Source organism: Pseudomonas sp. MM211 (genome assembly GCF_020386635.1).
Classification (GTDB): Bacteria; Pseudomonadota; Gammaproteobacteria; order Pseudomonadales; family Pseudomonadaceae; genus Aquipseudomonas.
Window position 1 is genome coordinate 3824946 of record NZ_CP081942.1, and the last position, 21747, is coordinate 3846692.

A 21747-nucleotide genomic window follows, 5' to 3' on the forward strand; every position below is an offset into this window, starting at 1 on the left:
AACGATAAGCACTGTAAGGCCCGAAGCAAAGCCTCTTTACGGGCTATTTACCTCCAGAGGTGGCTTGGGAGGAAGAAATGCACAGAAAACCGCCCTGGCCGGTAGCTGGACGAGCGCCATGGGTATTGTTTTCGATGTATTGCCTGGTATTGCTCAGCACATTTGCCGGCGCTACAAGATGACCCGGTGCTCGGCCTGTCCCTGGGCCGCCACCTCGACGGCAAATAATTTGCCCGCCTGTGGCTCGGCAGCCAGCGCCTCGTCGTCGAGGCCATCGCGCGCGGAGGTCGCGAACAGCGTCGACAGGCCTGGCCCGCCAAACGCCGGACAGGATATCTGCGAAGCAGGAAAGGCGACCGCCTGCAGAAAACGCCCATCAGCGTCATAGCAGGCAACGCGTGAAGCACCCCACTGCGCGTTCCACAAGCGCCCCTGGCTGTCGATCACCGCGCCATCCGGGTTGACGCCCGCCACCCGACCATCGATGAACGGCTGCGCCTCGCCCTGTGGCCAGCCATGCTGCTCGTCCAGCGGCTGGCGCCAGATCTGCTGGCGAGCAGTATCGGCGAAATAGGCATGGCGCCGATCCGGGGAAAAGCAGATGGCATTGCTGATGCTGATGTCCGCGAATAAACGCCGCAATTCGCCTCGGTAGTAACGGTAGATGGCACCGGCCTGCTTCTCGCCATTGAGGCCCATGGTGCCGATCCAGAAACCGCCCCAAGGGTCGGCGCGGCCATCGTTGGAACGGGTCAGCGGGTTGTCCGCCTCCAGGGCGCAAACCCTCTGCCGTGCGCCGCTGAGCAGATCGAAGGTCAGCAGCGCCGTCTCGCTGGCGACCAGCAGAACATGGTCATTGACCCAGCCTGCAGCCGATATCCGCTCATCGAACGACCACTCCAGCGCTTGATCACCCCGCTGGCTGAGCAGGCGCCGACCGAGAATGTCGAACCAGAACAATTGCTCGCGCTGCGGGTGCCACAGCGGCCCTTCCCCCAGCGTGCAGCGGCGTGCGTCGGCGATACGTGCGTCGGTGCTGCCATTCGGGGTTGCGGCCATGCCTAGGCTCCTCGTTGAATGTGCTCATAGGCGGCGGTCAGGCCAGCCAGGGTGACTCGCTCGGCGCTCACGGTCAGCGCCGTCACCCCCAGCGTGTCGAGGGCATGGCGATAACGCTCGGCCGATTCACCGTCACCGATTACACAGACCGGCTGGCCTCGCCAACGTTCATCCAGCGCAGCCAGCTCCTGGCCGATCAGCAGCCCGGACAATCGGGACCGTGCGGCAACCGGCCCCAGCCCTTCCAGCAACCCCTCGGCACGCAGGCCGAACAAAGCGCCGACCAGACGCTGCGCCTGCCCTGCCCCTGCCTGCAAGCCGACCTCGAACGCCTGTTGATCCAGTTGCCCCGCATCACCCTGCATGCCATGGCGCAGCACCGATTGCTGACTCAGCAAGGCGAACAACTCGCCGGTCATGAACGTCTGGAAGGCGGTTACCTGGCCGTCGCGCACCTCGACCCACTTGCTGTGGGTGCCTGGCAGACAAACCACGCCGCTGTAATCAGCATGCTCGGCGAGCAGGCCGGCGACCTGGGTTTCCTCACCACGCAGTACATCGGCAGGCGCACGCTGGCACAGCCCCGGAATGATCGAGACGCGCAAACGCTCATCCTTTACCTCGGGCCTGATCATCCGCTCTACCGCCTGGGGTGCGCAGGGCACCTCGGTATACGGCGCTTCGCGCCAGCCCTGGCGGGCACCGACCATTCCACAGGCGACCACGTCGATGATCCTCCCGTGATCCAGCCAGGGCTCGATCAGTTCCAGCAGCGCGCCTTCGAACTGATCGGGCGTCAGGGTGCTCATGCCGCGCGCTGAAGACCCGCGCTGGAGGATCGCCCCACTCTCCGAAAGCGCCCATGCGCGCACATGGGTCGTGCCCCAGTCGACGGCTATCCAGCCCACCGCAGCTCGGCTGTTGTCTGTCATCGCGGATTCCTCGCTGGTCTCAGTGGCTGTCCTTGGGAATGCCGGCACCGCGGCAACCCTTGAGGAAATCGAAGTCCGCTCCGCTATCGGCGCCCTCGACATGGTCGTGGAACAGCTTGATGTAGCCACTGGTAGGCGGCTCGACGGTCGGCTGCCACTCGGCCAGGCGCTGGCGCAATTCAGCCTCGGGGATGTCCAGGTGAATGCGCCTGGCCTCCACGTCGAGCTCGATCATGTCGCCATCGCGCACTACCGCCAGGGGGCCGCCAGCCGCGGCCTCCGGCGTGGTGTGCAAGACCACGGTGCCATAGGCGGTGCCGGACATCCGCGCATCAGAGATACGCACCATGTCGGTGATGCCCTTGCGCAGCACCTTCGGCGGCAGGCCCATGTTGCCCACCTCGGCCATGCCCGGATAACCGCGCGGACCACAGTTCTTCAGCACCATCACGCAGTGTTCGTCGATATCCAGGCTCTCGTCGTTGATCTTCGCCTTGTAGTCGTCGATGTCCTCGAACACCACGGCGCGGCCACGGTGTTGCATCAAATGCGGCGACGCGGCCGAGGGTTTGAGCACTGCACCGCGGGGTGCCAGGTTGCCCCGCAGCACGGCGATCCCACCCTTGGCGGTGAGCGCCTTGTCCACCGGACGGATGACGTCCTCGTTCCAGTTGCGTACGCCCTTGACCTCTTCCCAGATGGTTTCGCCGGACACGGTCAGTGCGCTCTTGTGCAGCTTGCCGCCCTCGCCGAGCATCCGGATCACCACCGGCAGGCCACCGGCGTAGAAGAACTCTTCCATCAGGTATTTGCCCGAGGGCATCAGGTTGACGATGGTGGGAATGTCCTGACCGAGACGGCCCCAGTCATCCAGCGTCAGGTCGACGCCGACGCGACCGGCGATGGCCAGCAGGTGGATCACCGCATTGGTCGAACCGCCGATGCTGCCGTTGACCCGGATGGCGTTCTCGAAGGCGTGGCGGGTCATGATGTCGGACGGTTTCAGGTCGTCCTTGACCATCTGCACGATGCGCCGCCCGGTCAGGTGCGCGACCACCCGGCGACGGCTGTCCACGGCCGGAATCGCCGCGTTGCCGGACAGCGCCATGCCCAGCGCTTCGGCCATGCTGGCCATGGTGCTGGCGGTGCCCATGGTGTTGCAGGAGCCCGGCGAACGGGACATCGACTGCTCGGCTTCGAGAAAATCCTCGCGGCTCATCTTGCCGGCCTTGATGTCTTCCGACATCTGCCACAGCGCGGTGCCCGAACCGACCCGCTCGCCACGGAACCAGCCGTTGAGCATCGGCCCGCCGGACACCACGATCGCCGGAATATCGACGCTCGCCGCGCCCATCAGCAGCGCCGGAGTGGTCTTGTCGCAGCCGGCCAGCAGCACCACGCCATCCAGTGGGTTGGCGCGCAGCGCTTCTTCCACGTCCATCGCCGCCATGTTGCGGTACATCATCGCGGTCGGACGCAGCGAGCTTTCCCCGGCCGAGAACACCGGAAACTCCAGCGGCAGACCACCGGCTTCGTAGATGCCGTGCTTGACCCGTTCGGCAAGGTCACGCAGGTGCGCGTTGCAGGGCGTCAGCTGCGACCAGGTGTTGCAGATGCCGATCACCGGTCGGCCGTCGAACAGATCCGCGGGCAGCCCCTGATTCTTCATCCAGCTGCGGTGGTAGATGTGATCCCGCGAGTTGCCGCCGAACCATTCGGTGGAACGCAGCTTGCGTGGCCATACCGCCGGTTTGAAGGTGCTCATACCCAGCCTCCGTCGACAATGAAATTCTGCGCCGTGCACATCGCCGCGGCGTCCGAAGCCAGGAACAACGCCATGTCGGCGATATGTTCGGGCAGCAGTTGGCCGGGCATACACTGGTTCTGGCGAATCTGTTCCTTGGCCGACTCGTCGACCCACATGGCCAGTTGCTTCTCGGTCATCACCCAGCCGGGCACCAGGGTGTTGACGCGAATACGGCCCTTGCCCAGATCCCGCGCCAGGCCTCGGGTCAGGCCGTGGGTGGCGGCCTTGCTCGCTGCGTAAACGGGGTAGCCGGCCGACGCCATCATCCAGCCCACCGAGCCGAAGTTAATGATCGAGCCGCCGCCGGCCTGGCGCATCATCGGCACCACCGCCTGGGTGGCGAAGGTGGCGTGGCGCAGGTTGACGGCGATCAGGTCGTCGAAGCGCTCGACACTGATCGAATCCAGCGCATGGCGCACGTCGTTGGCGGCGTTGTTGAGCAAGGCGGTGATCGGCCCGAACTGTTCGGCCATCTTGTGGATGGCCGTCTGGTAGGCCTTGATGTCGGTGATGTCGCAGCGCAGGAAACGCACCTGATGCCCCGCCTCGCTCAACTGGCTGGCCAGGGCCTGGCCGTGTTTGTCGTCGATATCGACGAACGCGGTGCGCGCGCCCTGACGGGCGAAGGCTTCCACCAATGCCCGGCCAATACCGGTGGCGCCCCCGGAAATCAGCACGGTGCGCTCTGCCAGGTCGGCGTACACCGCCTTGCCTGGGGTCAGATTCTGGCTATTCATGGCCTGTTACCTCATGTTCGTCCCGTCACGCCCAGGAACTGCCCGGCGCGACGGGAGCAGATGGCTCCGCCTCAGCGGGATTTGTTCTTGTTGACCACGTCGAAGATCACCGCAGCCAGCAGCACCAGGCCCTTGATCACCTGCTGCCACTCGATGCCGATCCCGAGGATCGACATGCCGTTGTTCATCACGCCCATGATCAGGGCGCCGATCACCGCACCGATGATCTTGCCCACGCCGCCCGACATCGATGCGCCACCGATGAACACCGCGGCGATCACGTCGAGTTCGAAGGACACCCCGGCCTTGGGGGTGGCGGTGTTCAGCCGCGCAGCGAAGATCAGCCCGGCCAGGGCAGCGAGCATGCCCATATTGACGAAGGCGAAGAAGGTCAGCCGTTCGGTGTTGATGCCCGACAGTTTGGCGGCCTTGACGTTGCCGCCGATGGCGTAGATGCGCCGGCCCAGGGTGGTACGGTTGGTCAGGAAGGTGTAGGCACTGATCAGCATCGCCATGATGATCAGTACGTTCGGCAGCCCGCGGTAGGTGGCCAGCAGGTAGGCGATGTAGACGATGGCACCGGCGATCAAGCCGTTCTTGATGACGAAGAACAGCGCCGGTTCGTCGACGATGCCGTAGCGCTTGGCACGCCGCCGAGCACGCACGGCCAGGTAGATGATCAGCACGGCCGCCAGCGCGCCGAGCACGATGGCAGTGATGTTCGGCCGCGTATCGCTGAAGATGTCCGGGATGAAGCCGTTGCTCATCAACTGGAAGCTGCTCGAGAACGGGCCGATCGACTGACCATCGAGCACGGCCAGGGTCAGGCCACGGAACACCAGCATGCCGGCCAGGGTGACGATGAACGAAGGGATCTGCCAATAGGCGATCCAGTAGCCCTGGGCAGCGCCGATCAGACAGCCCATCAACAGGCACACCGGCACCACCACCGAGGTCGGCCAGCCCCACTGAACCATCATCACCGCCGCTGCGGCGCCTACGAAGCCGACTACAGAACCCACCGACAGGTCGATGTGCCCGGAGACGATCACCAGCAGCATGCCCAGGGCCATGATGATGATGTAGCTGTTCTGCAGGAACAGATTGGTCAGGTTCACCGGGCGCATCAGGGTGCCGTCGGTGAGCACCTCGAAGAGCGCCATGATGACCACCAGGGTCATCAGCATGCCGTAGTCGCGCACGTGGTTCTTCAGGTGGGCCAGCAACGAGGGCCGGGCCGGTTGGGTTTTCGTATCCATTGCGTTCACCTCGCTCACGCCTTGACGATCATCGACATGATCTTTTCCTGGCTCGCGTCTGCGCGCGCCAGTTCGCCCAGGAAGGCGCCTTCGTTCATTACGTAGATGCGGTCGCACATGCCCAGCAGTTCGGGCATTTCCGAGGAAATGATGATCACGCCCTTGCCGTCGGCGGCCAGCTGATTGATCAGGCTGTAGATCTCGAACTTGGCGCCGACGTCGATGCCCCGGGTCGGTTCATCGAGAATCAGCACCTCGGGTTTGGCGAACAGCCATTTGCTCAGCACCACCTTCTGCTGGTTGCCACCAGACAGGTTGAGTACCTTCTGGAACACCCCGGGCGTTCGGATGTGCAGCGCTTCGCGGTACTGCTCGGCGACGCGTCGCTCCTCGTGCTCGTCGATCACGCCGTGGCTCGATACGCCCGGCAGATTGGCCAGGGTGGTGTTGCAGAGGATGCTCTCGTCGAGCACCAGCCCCAGGGACTTGCGGTCTTCGGTGACGTAGGCGATGCCGTTGTCGACGGCGCGGCGCACCGTGGAGACATCGATTTCCTTGCCGCGCAAGTGCACGGAGCCGGAGATGTTGCGCCCGTAGCTCCTGCCGAACACGCTCATGGCCAGCTCGGTGCGCCCTGCCCCCATCAATCCGGCGATGCCCACCACTTCACCGGCAGCCACGCTGAGGTTGACGTTGCGGATCATCTGCCGGGATGCCGACTCCGGGTGCCAGACATTCCAGTCGCGGATCTCCAGCAGGGTTTCGCCGATTTCGGGAATGCGCTCCGGGTAGCGGTTCTCCATGTCGCGGCCAACCATGCCGCGAATGATGGTCTCTTCGCTGACCGCCTCGGTATGGCAATCCATGCTGCTGACCGACGCGCCGTCGCGCAGCACCGTGATGCTGTCGGCGACGCGGCTGACTTCGTTGAGCTTGTGGGAAATCAGAATCGAGGAAATCCCCTGGGCGCGAAACTCCAGCAACAGATCGAGCAGCTTCTGGCTGTCGTTCTCCTGCAGGGCCGCAGTGGGCTCATCGAGGATCAGCAGTTTGACGTCCTTGGCCAGCGCCTTGGCGATCTCCACCAGTTGCTGTTTGCCGACACCGAGCTTCTCGACCGGCGTGGTGGCGATTTCGTCGAGGCCGACCTTTTTCAGCAGCACCTCGGTACGCTGATAGACCTCTGGCCAGTCGATCACGCCGTTGCTGGCGATCTCGTTACCGAGAAACAGGTTCTCGGCGATGGACAGCAGCGGCACCAGCGCAAGCTCCTGGTGAATGATGATGATCCCTTCCCGCTCGCTGTCGCGGATACCGCCAAACGCCAGTGGCTTGCCTTCGTAGACGATCTCGCCCTCGTAGCTGCCGTGAGGGTAGACACCACTGAGCACCTTCATCAGGGTCGATTTGCCGGCGCCGTTCTCGCCGCACAGCGCATGGATCTCGCCACGGCGCACCTTGAGATTGACGTCGTTCAGGGCTTTCACGCCCGGGAACGTCTTGGTAATGCCGCGCATTTCCAGAATGATGTCTTGCTGCATGGCTTTATCCGTCCGCAAGGTACGCGCCAGCCGCAGCGCATGCCATGCTCACTTCAGGAAAGGATTGAATGGCCGGCAGCGCCTGGCTGCCGGCGGAGTCACGCTACTGGACTTGGTTCTTGGTGTAGTAACCGCTGTCGATCAACACCTTTTCCCAGTTGCTCTTGTCGACCGTGACCGGCTGCAGCAGGTAGGCCGGCACAACTTTCTTGCCGTTGTTGTAGGTCTTGGTGTCGTTGATCTGCGGCTCGCCGCCTTCGAGCAACGCCTTGACCATGCCCACGGTCACTTCGGCGAGCTGGCGGGTGTCCTTGAAGATCGACGAATACTGCTCGTCAGCGAGGATGGACTTCACCGACGGCACTTCCGAGTCCTGACCTGTGACGATTGGCATGGGCATGTCGCCCGAGCCATAACCAACGCCTTTGAGCGACGAGAGAACGCCGATGGAGATGCCGTCATAGGGCGACAGCACGCCGTCGAGAAGCTCCTTGGTGTAATTGGCGGACAGCAGGTTGTCCATGCGCGACTGGGCAGTGGCGCCATCCCAGCGCAGGGTGCCGACCTTGCCCATGCCGGTCTGCCCGGAGAGGATCTTGATCTCGCCCTTGTCGATCAGCGGTTGCAGCACCGACATGGCGCCGTCGTAGAAGAAGTAGGCGTTGTTGTCGTCTGGCGAGCCGCCGAACAGTTCGACGTGGTAAGGGCCTGGCCCGCGCGCCTGCATGCCCTTGACCAGCGACTCGGCCTGCAGCACACCGACCTTGGTGTTGTCGAAGGTGGCGTAGTAGTCCACGTACTCGCTGTCGCGAATCAGGCGATCATAGGCGATGACCTTGATGTCCGCGGCATTGGCGTTTTCAAGCGTGTTGGTGAGCGTGGTGCCGTCGATCGCCGCGATGACCAGGACATTGACGCCCTTGACCATCATGTTTTCGATTTGCGAGACCTGGGTGGGGATGTCGTCTTCGGCGTACTGCAGGTCGGCCTTGTAGCCGGCCTTCTCCAGTTGCTTGACCATGTTGTTGCCATCGTCGATCCAGCGGGCGGACGACTTGGTGGGCATCGCGATACCCACGTAACCCTTTTCGGCGGCCCCTGCGGACGCGGCACTCAACAGGCTGGCGCCCATGGCCACGGCGGCCACGAGTTTACGGACAGTGTTCATCAGCTTCTCCTGGGCGACGCCTGCTGTGGGCCGGGGCACACGCGACATCGCAGTTATTGTTGTTCGGTCAGCGAAGAGCTTTCAAAGCAGACATGAAGATAGAACCAGCCACCCATATCAATCAAATTCATATTCCGCTCACCGCCATACCAATACTGGTATGTAGCAGTCGACAAGCACCCTACCCCGTCGCAGAATCCGTTCAGTGCCTCCGATAACGACAATAAAGTGAGAGCTGCCATGGATATCGGGATCGCCCGACACCTGAAGATTCCCCAGTTACGGCTGATCGCCGCGATCGCCGAGCACGGCCAGCTCGGCCTGGCGGCAGACGAGTTGACCATTACCCAGCCGGCCGCCTCGCGCATGCTGGCGGACATCGAACATACCCTCGGCGCACGACTGTTTGAGCGCAATGCCAAAGGCATGCTGCCGACCCTGATCGGCCGAGCGCTGGCGCAGCGCTCGCACAATATGCTGGTAGAGCTGCGAGACCTGGCGCAGGACGTCGAAGAGCTCAAGCGCGGCGAAGGCGGCATCACCACGGTGGGCGCGGTGACCGGAGCGGCGGTGGGTTTCGTGATTCCAGCGATTCGCCAGCTCAAGGCGATCTCGCCACGGGCCGACGTGCACGTCAACGTGGCAGCCAGTGACGTGCTGGTGCATGACCTGGCTGCCGGCAAGAACGACTTCGTGCTTGCCCGCCTGCCGCGCGGCGTCAACCCGGCGGACTTCGAGATATTTCCGGCGCGCACCGAAACCCTGAAGCTGATGGTTCGCCAGGATCATCCGCTGGCCAACGTCGATCAGGTGACGTTGCGCGACCTGTCACCTTACGAATGGGTGATGCAGAGCCACCGGGCACCGATCCGTGAAGCGATGGAGACGGCCTTTCTAAGCGCTGGCGCACCGCTGCCCACCAACATCACCAACACCACCTCGCTGCTGGCGATGATTGCCATTCTGGTCTCGTCCTCGGCCATCGCCCCACTGGCCAGCGAGGTTCCTGACTTGCTGCTGGGCGATCAGGTCGGCGCCAAGCTAAAGGTGCTGCCACTCAACGTGACCATCGAGATGTCGCCGTACTACCTGCTGCTGGTCAAGGGCAGGCAGCTTTCGCCGGTCGCCAACCGCCTGCGCAGGCTGGTGGCTGCGGGCTTGAACAAGCAATGAGCCACTGAAACGAAAACGGCCTGCAAAGCAGGCCGTTTTCGCGTGACGAGAAACTTACTTCAAAACGGCCAGAGCGGCATCGTAGTTCGGCTCGTCAGCGATTTCGCCAACCAGCTCGCTGTGCAGCACTTTGTCGTTCTCATCCAGCACCACCACGGCGCGGGCAGACACGCCGGCCAGGGGGCCGGAACTCAGGGCCACACCGTAGTTCTTGAGGAACTCGGCGCCGCGCATGGTCGACAGGTTCTGGACGTTTTCCAGACCTTCAGCGCCGCAGAAACGCGCCTGGGCGAACGGCAGGTCGGCGGAGATACACAGCACCGCGGTGTTATCCAGCTTGCTGGCTTCGGCGTTGAACTTGCGAACCGAGGTGGCGCAGGTCGGGGTATCGACGCTTGGGAAAATGTTCAGCACTTTGCGCTTGCCCGCCAGGCTGCTCAGGCTGACATCAGCCAGGCCGGCGCCGACCAGATTGAAGGCAGGCGCCTGCTGACCGACTTGCGGCAGCTGGCCGTCGACCTGAACCGGGTTACCGCGCAGGGTTACTTGTGCCATGAAAATGATCCTTTTCTATGTGGGTAAAACACGCATGGGCGGCCATCCTACGTCAGGAAGGCCTTTGCTAGAAGTCACGTTTGTAGAACAGGTCCAGAGAGCTCGCAAGACCGCTCGCTGCCTCCAGATACAGGCGTCGGCTGAGCGCGTAACGCAGCGCCACGGTGTTCACCGGCTCGAACACGCCGACGCCGTAACGCAGGCTCAGCCGCTCCGATAGGTTGCCGCTGGCGACCACGCTGGTGGTGTTGCCGCTGCCTTCGGTATCCAGCTGGAAATCCTGAATGCCCAGGCTCTGCGCGACCGAGCCGGTCACCCCGGAGCTGCCTGCCACACCAAGCGCCAGAGCCGCCTGGGCCAGCATGTTGCTGTCTTCATTGCCCGTCGATAGCGGACGCCCCAGCACCAGGTACGACAGCGCCTGCTCCTGGCTCATCGCCGGTTCGGAAAACACCTCGGTACGCGGCTGATCGGCGCTGCCGGTCAGACGCAGGCCAGCGATGACTTCATCGACCTTGCGGATCGCCTCGATATCGAGGAACGGTTGGTCGATGGGCCCGGCGAACAACAGGCGCGCGCGGCGGATGGTCAGGCGCTGGCCGTAACCGCGGAAGTTGCCCTTGTTGAGGTTCAGCTCGCCGCGGGTGTCCATGTCGTCACCGATATGTACCCGCCCGGCCAGCTCGGCGTTGAGGCCAAAGCCACTGAAAGTCAGCTTGTCGCTGCCAACGTCGACATCGATGTCCATGCTGATGGCCACCGCCTGCTGCTCACGTGCCTCGGCACCGACGATGACCGCGTCGTCGGAGACCTTGACCGTCGACGGCGGCAACTCGCGCACCACGATCTTGCCGCGGGGAATGGACACTTTGCCGCTGACCGAGAGTTGATCATCGGCCAGGCGCACCTGCATATCCGGCTCCACTTCCAGATTTGCATAGGGTTCGACGACCACCGGCAGGCGGCTGCCCTGCACACTAAGGCTGCCGCTCAACTGGCCGCCCCAGGCCAGTGCACCATCAAGCGTGCCCTGCCCCTGCTCGCCACTGCGCCAGTTGCCGTTGAGCTGCAGGCTCTCGCCAGCGATCAGCGCACGGATCTGCAGATCCTCGAAACTGGTTGGCAATTCACCCCCGGAAATCTCTCCGTCGCTGAGCGCCAGTTGGCCGTTGATCAGCGGCTTCATGAGATCACCGGACAGATTGCCGCTTCCATCCAGTCGGCCGGACAAGCGCTCCACCATCGGTACGAACGGCCGGACGATGGCCAGATCAAGGCCGCTGAGGCGGAACTGGCCGGACAGCGGCTTGTTCTGTGGCCGTGGATCGAGCTGCGCCTGCACCATGAGCTCGCCGATCTTCGGCCCACGCAGGCTCAGTTCGGTGTCGATGCGCTGAGGTTTCAGCTCGCTGCTCAGGCGCAGGCTGTCGTAGGTAAAGTCCACCCATTGCCCGTTATCACGTGCACGCCAGGTGCCGCTGCCGGCATCCACCACCACACGCCCGCTGGGGCCAGCCGCCGGTAGATCCAGGTGCACATCGGCATTGAGCTTGCCCTCCCAGGCGAAGTCATGCGGAAAGAAGGGAGCCAGGCTGTCGAGGGGGAAATCGGCAAGGCGATAGCGAATTCTCGGTTCCGGCTGCAGGCGCTGATTCTCGCCGCACAGACTGGCCTCGCCGGAGCGCAGGCAATGTGCGCCGAGGTCGATCTGACCGTTAGCCAGGCGCACCAGTGAAGCAGGCTGCTGCAGGCGCCAATCCTGCCCACCGGCCTGCACCTCGGCACGACTGAGGCGGCCGCGCCAGTTGCCCTGATCGAGGGTACCGTCGAGTGCCAGGCTGGTCTGCAGCTGGGGCCCCTGCAAGCTCAGATCCATTTGCTGCTGACGTTGATTGCCACTGCCGTTGATCGTCAGATTGCCAAACTGGGTATCGCCGCTGGCAATCCCCTGGCCACGCAACTGCACCTTGGCCTGCCCATTGCCATCCAGGGTGGCGTCCAGCCCCAATTGACGCAGGCGCGTGTCTTCGAATCCCAGCCCCTGGCCGTTCAGGTCGAACGTGCCTTGCGGTGCTTGCAGGCTGCCGGCCAGATCGAGGCGCCCGGAGGCCTGCCCCTGCAAGCCCGGCCATAGCTGACCGAGGCGGTTGAGGGCGATGCGCAGCTCACCTTGCAGACGCTGATCGAGCTGGCCGCTACCGTCGATCCGGTTGTCGCCCAGGCGCGCACTGAGCGCGCTCAGCTGCCAGCGCTCGCCGGCGCCGGCTACCTGGGTCTGCAGTTGTGCGGGCTGACCACGCAGGCGCCCTTGCAGGTCGAGATCACCCGTCAGTTCCAGGCGCCCGTCGCGCAGCTCTCCCTTACTGCGCACCGGATCGGCGATACGTCCCGGCAATTCAGCGACCCAGTAGGCGGGGTCGAAATCACTGACCTGCAGTTGTGCATCCCAGCGCACTGCATCGGCGAAACCGACAGTCACCTGGCCATCGATCTTGCCCTGCCCGGCGCGGATCTGCAGTTGCGGCAGATGCACCTGCTGCAGGTCACCGCTGAGCGGCGTCTGCACGCTGAACGCACCTGCCGGGCCATCCAGCGCCGCGGACAGGTTGCCGAGGTAGTTGCCGTCCTCGTAGGCGAGGTCGCCGGTGAGTTTCTTCAGGGTAACTGGGGGCGCTTCCTCCAGCGGATACAAGCGCAGCCAGGGAAAATCCTGCCAGTCGACATGGGTGTCGGCGCTGAAGCTTTGCTGCCAGTCCAGGCGCCCGTTGATCGCCAGGTACTGGTTCTCCGCTGCAGCCAGGCGCAGGGTGGCGATATCCGCACCGTTAGCGTCGACGCGGCCGCGCAGCGACAAGGCGACAGGGCCATCCTCAGCAGGCAAAGTGGCGATGCCATCGATGCCGTAACCGTCCTGCAGATTACCCGCTGCCCGCAACGTCAAGCCGTTCAGTCGCAGGGTATCGGGCAAGGATGCATCGGCCTTGAAGCCGTCGGCGGTGAACGTCAGAGTTGCCGGAATGTGCTCGACCAGCGGCTGCACTTCACCGCTCAGGCGCCCGGCCAGGTAGCCGGTGCTGTCGATCGTCAGCGCCAGGTTCTGCCGCAGGTTGCCTTCGACACGCAGTGCCAGATCCCAGTCTTTGCCATCAGGCGACGGCAGCGCTGCAGTGCCCTGCAGGCTCAGCGGCCATTCGCCATTTGGCAGTAGGCGTCCCTGCAGGTCGACGACAAGATCGTCCCGCTGCACGTGCAGCCTGCTGACGTTCAGACCATCGCTCGCCCAGTCGGCCGTAAGCTCCAGGCCCTGCAACTGATCGTCACCGTTGAGCTGCAGGCTGCCAATCCATACCTCGCCGACCTCAAAGGCCAGCGGCAGATCGAGCTGCGGCAGGCTAAACGGCTCCTCACTCGGCGGCGCGTCACTGGGTGCGAAGTTCAGCTCGATACGTTCGCTGCGCAGCGTATCAATACACAGCGTCAAGCGCAGCAGACAGGCAGGTGACCAGTCGAACAACGGCTGGCGAACCAGTACCTGATCGACGCCCTGGCGCCAGAGCACCTGCTCGGCTGTCCAGCGACCGCCCAGGCGTCCCTCGAATCCATCCACCTGCAGCCCGGGCACCAGGCCCAGTGTCCATCGGCTACCGGCAGAGGTCGCCAGCATCCACATCAGCAGCACGATCAGCAGTGCCAGCAGGCTCGCCAGGCTCAACCCGGAATACTTGAGCGCCCGCTTCACAGTTCAGGCCCCATGGAAAAATGCAGCCGCACACCGCCCTCGTCGTCCAGGGGGTGAGCCAGATCGAGGCGCAACGGCCCTACCGGCGACACCCAGCGCATACCGATACCAACCGCACTCTTGAGGGTCGGCATCTCCAGCGAGTTGAAGGCGTTACCAGTGTCGTAGAACGTCGCCACCCGCCATTTGTCGGCCACGCTGTACTGGTACTCCGCGCTGGCGGCGAACATGTAGCGTGCCCCGATCTTGTCGCCCTGATTGTTTTCCGGTGACAGGCTCTGATAGTCATAACCGCGCACGCTCTGGTCACCACCGGCGAAGAAGCGCAGCGAGGGTGGTACAGAGGAATTGAAGCCCTTGGACTCGGTACCACCAAACTGTGCCCGACCGAGGAAGCGGTGGTTCTGCCACAACGTGGTCAGGCCCTTGGCCAACACATTGCCGTGGATGACATCGGAGTCGGCCAGCAGGCCCTCCTTGGCCACCGAGGCATCGAACTGCAGGCGGTAGCCGTGGTTGGGATCGATGCGGTTGTCGCTTTGCAGGTAGGAGTAGCTGATACCGGGCATCAGCAGGGTACTCAGCCCCGAGTCGTCACCGAGGCGATATTCTTCGCGCTGCCATTTCAGGGAAATCACCCGCTGCCAGCCGCTGTCCAGTCGGCTGTGCCATTCCGGACCGACGGTCAGCAAGCGACTGAGGCTGTCGGTGTTGGCGATCTCTTCGTACTGATAACCGCCGGCAATTCGCAGCTTATCGGTCAACGGCGGATTGCCGGGGATGTCATACCAAAGACCGACGTTCTGCCGTGGCGCCGAAATTTCCACCTCTGCGCCATAGCTGTGCCCTTGCGGATTGGCCCAGTGCCGCTCCCAATTGGCACGGCCGCGAGGGCCAACATCGGTGGAAAAACCCAGCCCAATGCCCATGGTGCGCGGTAGACGGGTCTGCAGGTGCACCTTGACCGGAATCACCTGCTGCTCGGCCACGGTGGGGCTGGCATCGACCCGTACCGACTCGAAATAGCCGCTGGAGCGCAACGCCTGATACAGCTCGGCGATGCGCTCGGAGTCGTAGGGCGTGTCGGCGGGGAACGGAACCATGCGCTGCAGCAGATCATCGTCGAACGGCATGTCGCCTTCGAAGGCTACGCTGCCGAGGATGTAGCGCGGACCGCTGTCATAGATCAGTTCGATGTCGGCCAACCCGGCCTGGGGATCGATGCTCAGGCGCTGCTGAGTGAAACGTCCGCGGAAGAAGCCGTAGCGTGAAGCCTGATTCTGAATATGCCGCTTGGCCGCTTCGTAACGGCCATGATTGAGCCGCGCACCCTGGGTGAGCTGTGCATCTTTGGGGATCTGAAAGGCGCGCATCTGTGCGGCCGGCCCGTCGACGCGAACGGTGACGCTGCCGATGCGTACCGGTTCGCCAGGCACGATACGCACGTTCAACCGCGGCGGCGTCTGCTCGACTACTTCGGTAGTGATCTGCGCATGGTAATAGCCCAGCGCCTGTGCGGCTTTTTCCGCCTGCCCCTCGACCACTCGACGCAAGCGCTGCAGCGCCTCGGCATCACGCTCACCGAGGCTGCCGATGTAGCCCTCGACATTGCTCTTCAACGCGTTGTTGGCAGGCTGCACACTGACCACGAGACGTGCGTTTTCCGCCAGCAATGCCGAACTGAACAACAACAGCGCGCATCCCGCGCCTAGTCTGAAAATAACTCTCATGGCCGCGATGCTATCACGGCAAGCGCCCCATTCCAGTGCTGGCACGGCCCCAAAGCATTTCCAGGTCTTGCCCGGTCGCTGGCCGTGCGCCGCCCTGATCAGCTAGCATTCGTCGCCTCACCGCCAGAATCACCAGGATCGCCGACATGAAACTCGTTTCCTTCAACATCAACGGCTTGCGGGCACGTCCGCATCAACTCGCAGCGCTGATCGAGAAGCATCAGCCGGATGTGATCGGCCTGCAGGAAACCAAGGTCAGCGACGATCAGTTTCCCGAAGCGGACATTCGCGCTCTGGGTTACCACGTTCACTACCATGGCCAGAAGGGCCACTACGGTGTCGCCCTGCTGTCTCGTCAGCCGCCACTGGAGCTGGTCAAGGGCTTTCCGAACGACAGTGAAGACTCCCAGCGCCGCTTCATCTACGGCACCTATGCCGATGCTCAGGGCAACCCGGTCACGGTGATGAACGGTTACTTCCCTCAGGGCGAGAGCCGCGACCACCCCACCAAGTTTCCTGCCAAGCAGCGCTTCTATGCCGACCTCCAGGAACTGCTGACCGGTCGTTTCGCCCACGACCAGCCGCTGATCGTCATGGGTGATATCAATATTTCGCCGGAGGATTGCGACATCGGTATCGGCGAGGTCAACCGCAAGCGCTGGTTGAAGACCGGAAAATGCAGCTTCTTGCCAGAAGAGCGCGAGTGGCTGGCGACGCTGAAAGGCTGGGGGCTGGTCGACAGTTTCCGTTCGCTGCACCCGCAGGTCGACGATCGCTTCAGCTGGTTCGACTACCGCAGCCGCGGCTTCGAGGACGAACCCAAACGTGGCCTGCGCATCGACGTGATCCTTGCCTCCCAGGTGTTGCAGGAACGCCTCAAGGAGGCCGGTATCGACTATGACCTGAGGGGCATGGAGAAGCCTTCGGATCATGCGCCGATCTGGCTGGAACTGAGCTAACGCGCACAGTCATCTTCCGGTCATTTTTCTGTCTTATCGTCGCAGCACTTCAGCCACCCCCTGCAAGGTGTTTGCCGCATGCTGCGCGCCCCCGTCTGTGACCGAGAAACCTGGAGCCGAACCGCGACGTTTCTGTTGCTCGGCTTCGTCTGCTACCTGAGCCCCTGGACGGCATTCGCCGCCCTGCCGTTACCCGCTGGAGATCACCCAGCCTTGCGCATCCAGGGTTCCAATACCATTGGTGCCAACCTGGGCCCGGCGCTGGTCAGAGGCCTGTTGGAACAACAGGGCCTGCGCAATATCCGCACCACCAACACCCAGGAAAACGAGCAAGTAATCTCCGCCATGAACGCGGCAGGCCGCACGCTTACAGTGGAAATTGCCGCACACGGTTCAGGTACCGGCTTCAGTGCCATAGGTCAGGGCAGCGCTGAACTCGCGGCCTCGTCACGGCCGATCAAGGACAACGAAGTAGCGACCCTGTCCTCCCTCGGTGACATGAAAAGCCGAGACGCCGAACAGGTCATCGCCATTGACGGGTTGGCCATTGTGTTGCATCCGGACAACCCCATCAGCGCTCTTAACACCGAACAACTGGCACAGATATTCTCCGGCGAGGTCAATGACTGGGCACAGTTGGGCGGACGCTCCGGTGCCATCAATCTGTACGCCCGCGACGACAACTCGGGCACCTACGACACCTTCAAGGAGCTGGTATTGAGCGCCAACGGCAAGCAGTTGTCAGGCAAAGCCAAGCGCTTCGAATCCAGCGAGCAGCTTTCCGATTCGGTCGCCCGTGACCCGCTGGGTATCGGTTTCATCGGTCTGCCGTACGTGCGCAAGGCTAAAGCCGTAGCCATCGCTGCCGGCGAGTCACAACCGATGCTACCCAGCGTGACACTGATCGCCACCGAGGATTACCCGCTGTCACGGCGCCTGTTCCTCTACGGGCCACCGAAGAGCACCAACCCGTGGGCCGAAGCCTTGCTGCAATTCGCTCAGAGTCCACGAGGCCAGGCTATCGTCGCGCAGAACGGCTTCATCGCGCAGACCGTGCAGGCGATCAGCATCCAAGCCACACCCGACATGCCAGCGACCTATCAGGCCCTGGCACGCGACGCCCAGCGCCTATCGGTGAACTTCCGTTTTCAGGAGGGCAGCGCCAGCCTCGATAACAAGGCCCAGCAGGATCTGCGCCGGGTGCTCGATTACCTCAAACAGCACGACAAGTTGCAGCACAAGGTGGTACTGGTCGGTTTCGGCGATCCAAAAGCCGTCTCGGCACGCGCCGAACTGCTGTCCAAGCTGCGCGCCATGGCGGTACGCCGCGAACTGGTGCGCGAAGGCGTGGTGCTGCGTGAAGTCGCCGGTCTCGGTGATGAGTTGCCGGTCGCCGACAATGATGGCGACAGCGGCAGAATCAAGAACCGCCGCGTGGAAGTCTGGGTGTATTGATTTTTCCGAGGCGCGCCAAGCACTTGCTCAACCGCGCGATTCATCCTAGCCTTATAAACATGTGACGCCGGGCCCCTCTGGCGATGAGTTCTCTCATCGTGATGTCGGAGTCACTAAGTTGAATCTCAACTTAGGCATTAAACAGGGAGGGCCCATGACAGCTCTACATGCCTTTATGTCCACGCCGTTTCTCGGCACCCCGTACTATTTCTGGATGGCGTTTATCGTCATCGTCTTTGCGCTGCTGATCTTCGATCTCGGCGTCCTGCATCGCGACCAGCATGAAATCGAAATGCGCGAAAGCTTGCTGCTCTACGCTGGCTACTTCAGCGTGGGCGTCGCGTTTGGCGGCTGGGTCTGGTGGGAGCTTGGCGCCACCAAGGCACTGGAGTTCTACACTGGCTTCCTGGTCGAACAGTCGCTATCGATGGACAACGTGTTCGTCATGGCGATGATTCTTGGTTTCTTCGGTATCCCCCGCAAATACCAGCATCGCGTGTTGTTCTGGGGAATCATCGGCGTGGTCGTGCTGCGGGCGATCATGATCGGTCTGGGAACGGCCCTGGTTCAGGAGTTCGACTGGATCCTCTACGTGTTCGGTGCGTTCCTGTTGTTCACTGGCATCAAGATGCTGTTCAGCAAGGATCACGACGAGCATCCGGATCTGTCGCAGAACAAGTTCCTGCTCTTCCTGCGCAAGCACATCCGGGTGACCGATGACCTGCACGACGGCAAGTTTCTGGTGCGTCAGCACGACCCAGCCAGCGGCAAGATGCTGTTGTTCGCCACCCCATTACTCCTGGCACTGGTGCTGATCGAACTGGCGGATCTGGTATTTGCCGTGGACAGCGTGCCGGCGGTGTTCGCCATCACCCAGGATCCGTTCATCGTCTACACCTCGAACATCTTCGCGATTCTCGGCCTGCGGGCGCTGTACTTCGCATTGGCGGCACTGATGCACCGCTTCGTGTACCTCAAGTACGCACTGGCGATCGTGTTGATGTTCATCGGCTGCAAGATATTCCTGCATGGCTTCATCAAGGTTCCCGCTTTGCTCTCGCTCGGCGTTACCATGGGTGTACTGGCCGGCGGCGTCATCCTGTCGCTGCTGAAAACCCGCGACAAGAAGCCTGCAGAGACGACGTGACCGAGCAAGACGTGCAGATCGAATGCGTAGACAAAGGCGACGGCTTACGCTGGTGCGTACGCCTGGGCAAGCGCACCCTGATGTTCGATAACGAACTCGCTGCACGTACCTTCGCCGCGCAACTGCACATGCGCGTCAACACGACGAAATTGACTCTGGTGCCGGGGCTCGACGAGCCACCTGGCACCTGAGCCAGCCTCACCTCATGTACTTGCCCAGTTCGTACTTGCCGATTGCCGCGCGATGCACCTCGTCCGGGCCATCGGCGAGGCGCAGAGTGCGCTGCATCGCATACCAGTAAGCCAGCGGGAAATCTGCGCTGACCCCTGCTCCACCGTGCATCTGGATGGCCCGGTCGATCACCTTCAATGCCACGTTGGGCGCCACGACCTTGATCTGCGCGATCTCGCTGGCGGCCACCTTGTTGCCAACCGTATCCATCATGTATGCCGCGTTCAGAGTCAGCAGGCGCGCCATGTTGATCTCCATCCGCGACTCGGCGATCAGGTCGATGTTGCCGCCGAGGCGCGCCAGCGGCTTGCCGAACGCACTTCGCTGCAGGGCTCGCTCGCACATTAGTTTGAGTGCCCGCTCGGCCATGCCGATGGAGCGCATGCAATGGTGGATACGACCGGGGCCGAGGCGCCCCTGAGCGATCTCGAAGCCACGCCCCTCGCCAAGCAGCACGTTGCCGTAAGGAACGCGGACGTTCTCGAACAGCACTTCCGCGTGGCCATGAGGCGCGTCGTCATAGCCGAACACCGGCAGCGGCCGAAGCACCTTCACGCCGGGCGTATCCATGGGTACAAGAATCATCGAGTGCTGCTGGTGACGATGCCCCTCGGGATTTGTGAGCCCCATGAAGATCATGATCTTGCAGCGCGGATCGCAGGCACCCGAAGTCCACCACTTGCGCCCGTTGATGACCCATTGATCACCCTCACGCACGGCGCTGGCCTGCATATTAGTCGCGTCAGACGAGGCGACCTCCGGCTCGGTCATGGCGAATGCGGAGCGAATTTCGCCACTGAGCAGCGGATCGAGCCACTGACGCTTCTGCTCCTCGCTGGCGTAGCGCACCAGTACCTCCATGTTTCCGGTATCCGGTGCCGCACAGTTGAACGGTTCGGGGCCGATCAGCGAGCTGCCCATGATCTCAGCCAATGGCGCGTATTCAGTGTTGTTCAGCCCCGCCCCGTGCTCGGAATCGGGCAGGAACAGGTTCCACAGGCCCTCGCCTTTGGCCTTGTCCTTGAGCTGTTCCATGATCGCCGTCGGCTGCCAGCGATCGCCTGCGGCCACCTGACGCTCGAATACCGCCTCGGCCGGATAGACATGAGTCTCCATGAAAGCGCTGACGCGCTCGCGCAATTGCTGAACCTTGGGGGAATAGGCGAAATCCATGGCACACCTTCGGCTGCTTTTCGTGTGCAAACGATGCTAGTGGACGGCGCATAATTTATCGAAGCTATTTTCGGCGTGTATAAACATTCATCACCGATATAAGATCACCCCACAAGAACAACATTGCGGAGTCGCTCAGGCATGAACCTGAACAAGGTAGATCTCAATCTCTTCGTGGTCTTCGATGCCATCTACACCGAAGCCAATCTGACCCGCGCCGGACAGATCGTCGGCATCACCCAGCCGGCGGTATCCAACGCCCTGGCGCGCCTGCGGGAAACCTTCAATGACCCGTTGTTCGTGCGCACCGCACAGGGCATGGTGCCGACGCCTATGGCGCAAAACATCATTACCCCCGTGCGCACCGCACTGCAGCAGCTGCGTATTTCGGTGCAGGAAAGCCGTACCTTCAACCCGGCCCAGGCGAACAAGACCTTCCGCATCAGCATGACCGACCTGACCGAAGCCGTGGTGTTGCCACCCGTGTTCCAGCGTCTGCGTCGCCAGGCGCCGAACGTGACCATCGAAAGCATGCTGGTACGCCGCCGGGAAACCACCAAGGAGCTGGCTGCCGGGCGCCTGGACTTTGCCGTCGACGCGCCGCTGAACATCGACCCGCAGGTGCGCCACGTCAAACTGATGGAGGATCGCTACGTCTGTGCGATGCGCCACGGCCATCCGCTGACCAAGGAAAAGCTGAGCCTGGAAAAGTACCTGTCACTGACCCACATCCACATTTCCAGCCGCCGTAGCGGCCTGGGCTATGTCGACCTGGCACTGGGCAAGATGGGCATTCAGAGGCGAATAGCCCTGCGCTCACAGCATTACCTGATGGCCTGCCGCGTGATGCGCGATACCGACATGGCGATCACCGTGCCGGAACGCTTCGCCCGGGATAACGATCTGCATTTCAGCGAACTGCCGGTTGCCAGCATTCCGCTATTGGAAACCCATCTCTACTGGCATGAGAGCACTGACCAGGATCCTGCCAATCGCTGGATGCGTGAGCAGATCATCGAGATCTGCCAGCGCATCACCGCCGAGGAGCGCAAGGCATCCGCGGCAACAGCAGACAGCTAAGG

17 protein-coding genes are annotated in these 21747 nt (G+C 62.6%); 6 read left to right on the forward strand and 11 right to left on the reverse strand.

From position 1 onward, the window contains the following. Nucleotides 1-171: 171 nt before the first annotated feature. The 7 genes from K5Q02_RS17550 to chvE form a co-directional block, all read right to left on the reverse strand. The gene (locus K5Q02_RS17550) at nucleotides 172-1059 is read right to left on the reverse strand and encodes an SMP-30/gluconolactonase/LRE family protein (protein ID WP_225832640.1); all 888 of its coding nucleotides are present in this window, start codon (nucleotides 1057-1059) and stop codon (nucleotides 172-174) included. A 2-nt stretch (nucleotides 1060-1061) separates the two neighbouring features. Beyond that, nucleotides 1062-1991 carry a 2-dehydro-3-deoxygalactonokinase gene (locus tag K5Q02_RS17555; protein WP_225832642.1) on the reverse strand — a complete coding sequence of 310 codons (930 nt, stop codon included), beginning with the start codon at nucleotides 1989-1991 and terminating at the stop codon, nucleotides 1062-1064. Nucleotides 1992-2010: 19 nt separating this feature from the next. Further along, nucleotides 2011-3756: an L-arabinonate dehydratase gene (gene araD, locus K5Q02_RS17560; RefSeq protein ID WP_225832644.1), complete on the reverse strand. Its 1746-nt coding sequence runs from the start codon at nucleotides 3754-3756 to the stop codon at nucleotides 2011-2013. Continuing rightward, the gene (locus K5Q02_RS17565; protein ID WP_225832645.1) at nucleotides 3753-4535 is read right to left on the reverse strand and encodes an SDR family NAD(P)-dependent oxidoreductase; all 783 of its coding nucleotides are present in this window, start codon (nucleotides 4533-4535) and stop codon (nucleotides 3753-3755) included. The genes araD and K5Q02_RS17565 overlap by 4 nt, the downstream gene beginning before the upstream one ends. Before the next feature lie 71 nt (nucleotides 4536-4606). After that, nucleotides 4607-5794: a multiple monosaccharide ABC transporter permease gene (mmsB, locus tag K5Q02_RS17570; protein ID WP_225832647.1), complete on the reverse strand. Its 1188-nt coding sequence runs from the start codon at nucleotides 5792-5794 to the stop codon at nucleotides 4607-4609. Nucleotides 5795-5808: 14 nt separating this feature from the next. Further along, nucleotides 5809-7335 (reverse strand): multiple monosaccharide ABC transporter ATP-binding protein, encoded by a 1527-nt coding sequence (gene mmsA / locus K5Q02_RS17575; RefSeq protein WP_225832649.1) that lies wholly within the window; start codon nucleotides 7333-7335, stop codon nucleotides 5809-5811. Between the two features lie 103 nt (nucleotides 7336-7438). Next, nucleotides 7439-8503, reverse strand: coding sequence for a multiple monosaccharide ABC transporter substrate-binding protein (chvE, locus tag K5Q02_RS17580; RefSeq protein ID WP_225832651.1), 1065 nt, complete (start codon nucleotides 8501-8503; stop codon nucleotides 7439-7441). Between the two features lie 240 nt (nucleotides 8504-8743). Here chvE and K5Q02_RS17585 point away from each other — a divergent pair, with 240 nt between their 5' ends. Continuing rightward, nucleotides 8744-9676, forward strand: a complete 933-nt coding sequence (locus tag K5Q02_RS17585; RefSeq protein WP_225832652.1) for a LysR family transcriptional regulator — start codon at nucleotides 8744-8746, stop codon at nucleotides 9674-9676. A 54-nt stretch (nucleotides 9677-9730) separates the two neighbouring features. Here K5Q02_RS17585 and tpx read toward each other — a convergent pair whose 3' ends face one another. The 3 genes from tpx to K5Q02_RS17600 form a co-directional block, all read right to left on the reverse strand. After that, nucleotides 9731-10231: a thiol peroxidase gene (gene tpx / locus K5Q02_RS17590; protein WP_225832654.1), complete on the reverse strand. Its 501-nt coding sequence runs from the start codon at nucleotides 10229-10231 to the stop codon at nucleotides 9731-9733. A gap of 67 nt (nucleotides 10232-10298) precedes the next feature. Continuing rightward, on the reverse strand, nucleotides 10299-13970 hold the full coding sequence (locus K5Q02_RS17595) for a translocation/assembly module TamB domain-containing protein (protein WP_225832655.1): 3672 nt from the start codon (nucleotides 13968-13970) through the stop codon (nucleotides 10299-10301). Further along, on the reverse strand, nucleotides 13967-15700 hold the full coding sequence (locus K5Q02_RS17600) for an autotransporter assembly complex protein TamA (protein WP_225832657.1): 1734 nt from the start codon (nucleotides 15698-15700) through the stop codon (nucleotides 13967-13969). The genes K5Q02_RS17595 and K5Q02_RS17600 overlap by 4 nt, the downstream gene beginning before the upstream one ends. 146 nt (nucleotides 15701-15846) lie before the next feature. On the opposite strand from K5Q02_RS17600, the gene xthA reads away from it, so the two are divergent. The 4 genes from xthA (at nucleotide 15847) to K5Q02_RS17620 (ending at nucleotide 19452) form a co-directional block, all read left to right on the forward strand. Next, nucleotides 15847-16659 (forward strand): exodeoxyribonuclease III, encoded by an 813-nt coding sequence (gene xthA, locus K5Q02_RS17605; protein ID WP_225832659.1) that lies wholly within the window; start codon nucleotides 15847-15849, stop codon nucleotides 16657-16659. A 78-nt stretch (nucleotides 16660-16737) separates the two neighbouring features. Continuing rightward, nucleotides 16738-18114 (forward strand): substrate-binding domain-containing protein, encoded by a 1377-nt coding sequence (locus K5Q02_RS17610; protein WP_225832660.1) that lies wholly within the window; start codon nucleotides 16738-16740, stop codon nucleotides 18112-18114. Nucleotides 18115-18268: 154 nt separating this feature from the next. Beyond that, a complete protein-coding gene (locus tag K5Q02_RS17615; protein ID WP_225832662.1) occupies nucleotides 18269-19261 on the forward strand; it encodes a TerC family protein in 993 nt (330 codons plus the stop codon). After that, nucleotides 19258-19452 carry a hypothetical protein gene (locus K5Q02_RS17620; RefSeq protein WP_225832664.1) on the forward strand — a complete coding sequence of 65 codons (195 nt, stop codon included), beginning with the start codon at nucleotides 19258-19260 and terminating at the stop codon, nucleotides 19450-19452. The genes K5Q02_RS17615 and K5Q02_RS17620 overlap by 4 nt, the downstream gene beginning before the upstream one ends. Nucleotides 19453-19459: 7 nt before the next feature. Here the strand turns inward: K5Q02_RS17620 and K5Q02_RS17625 are convergent, their stop codons facing one another. Beyond that, nucleotides 19460-20665, reverse strand: a complete 1206-nt coding sequence (locus tag K5Q02_RS17625; RefSeq protein ID WP_225832666.1) for an acyl-CoA dehydrogenase — start codon at nucleotides 20663-20665, stop codon at nucleotides 19460-19462. A 141-nt stretch (nucleotides 20666-20806) separates the two neighbouring features. Here K5Q02_RS17625 and K5Q02_RS17630 point away from each other — a divergent pair, with 141 nt between their 5' ends. After that, a complete protein-coding gene (locus K5Q02_RS17630) occupies nucleotides 20807-21745 on the forward strand; it encodes a LysR family transcriptional regulator (RefSeq protein WP_225832667.1) in 939 nt (312 codons plus the stop codon). Nucleotides 21746-21747: the final 2 nt, after the last annotated feature.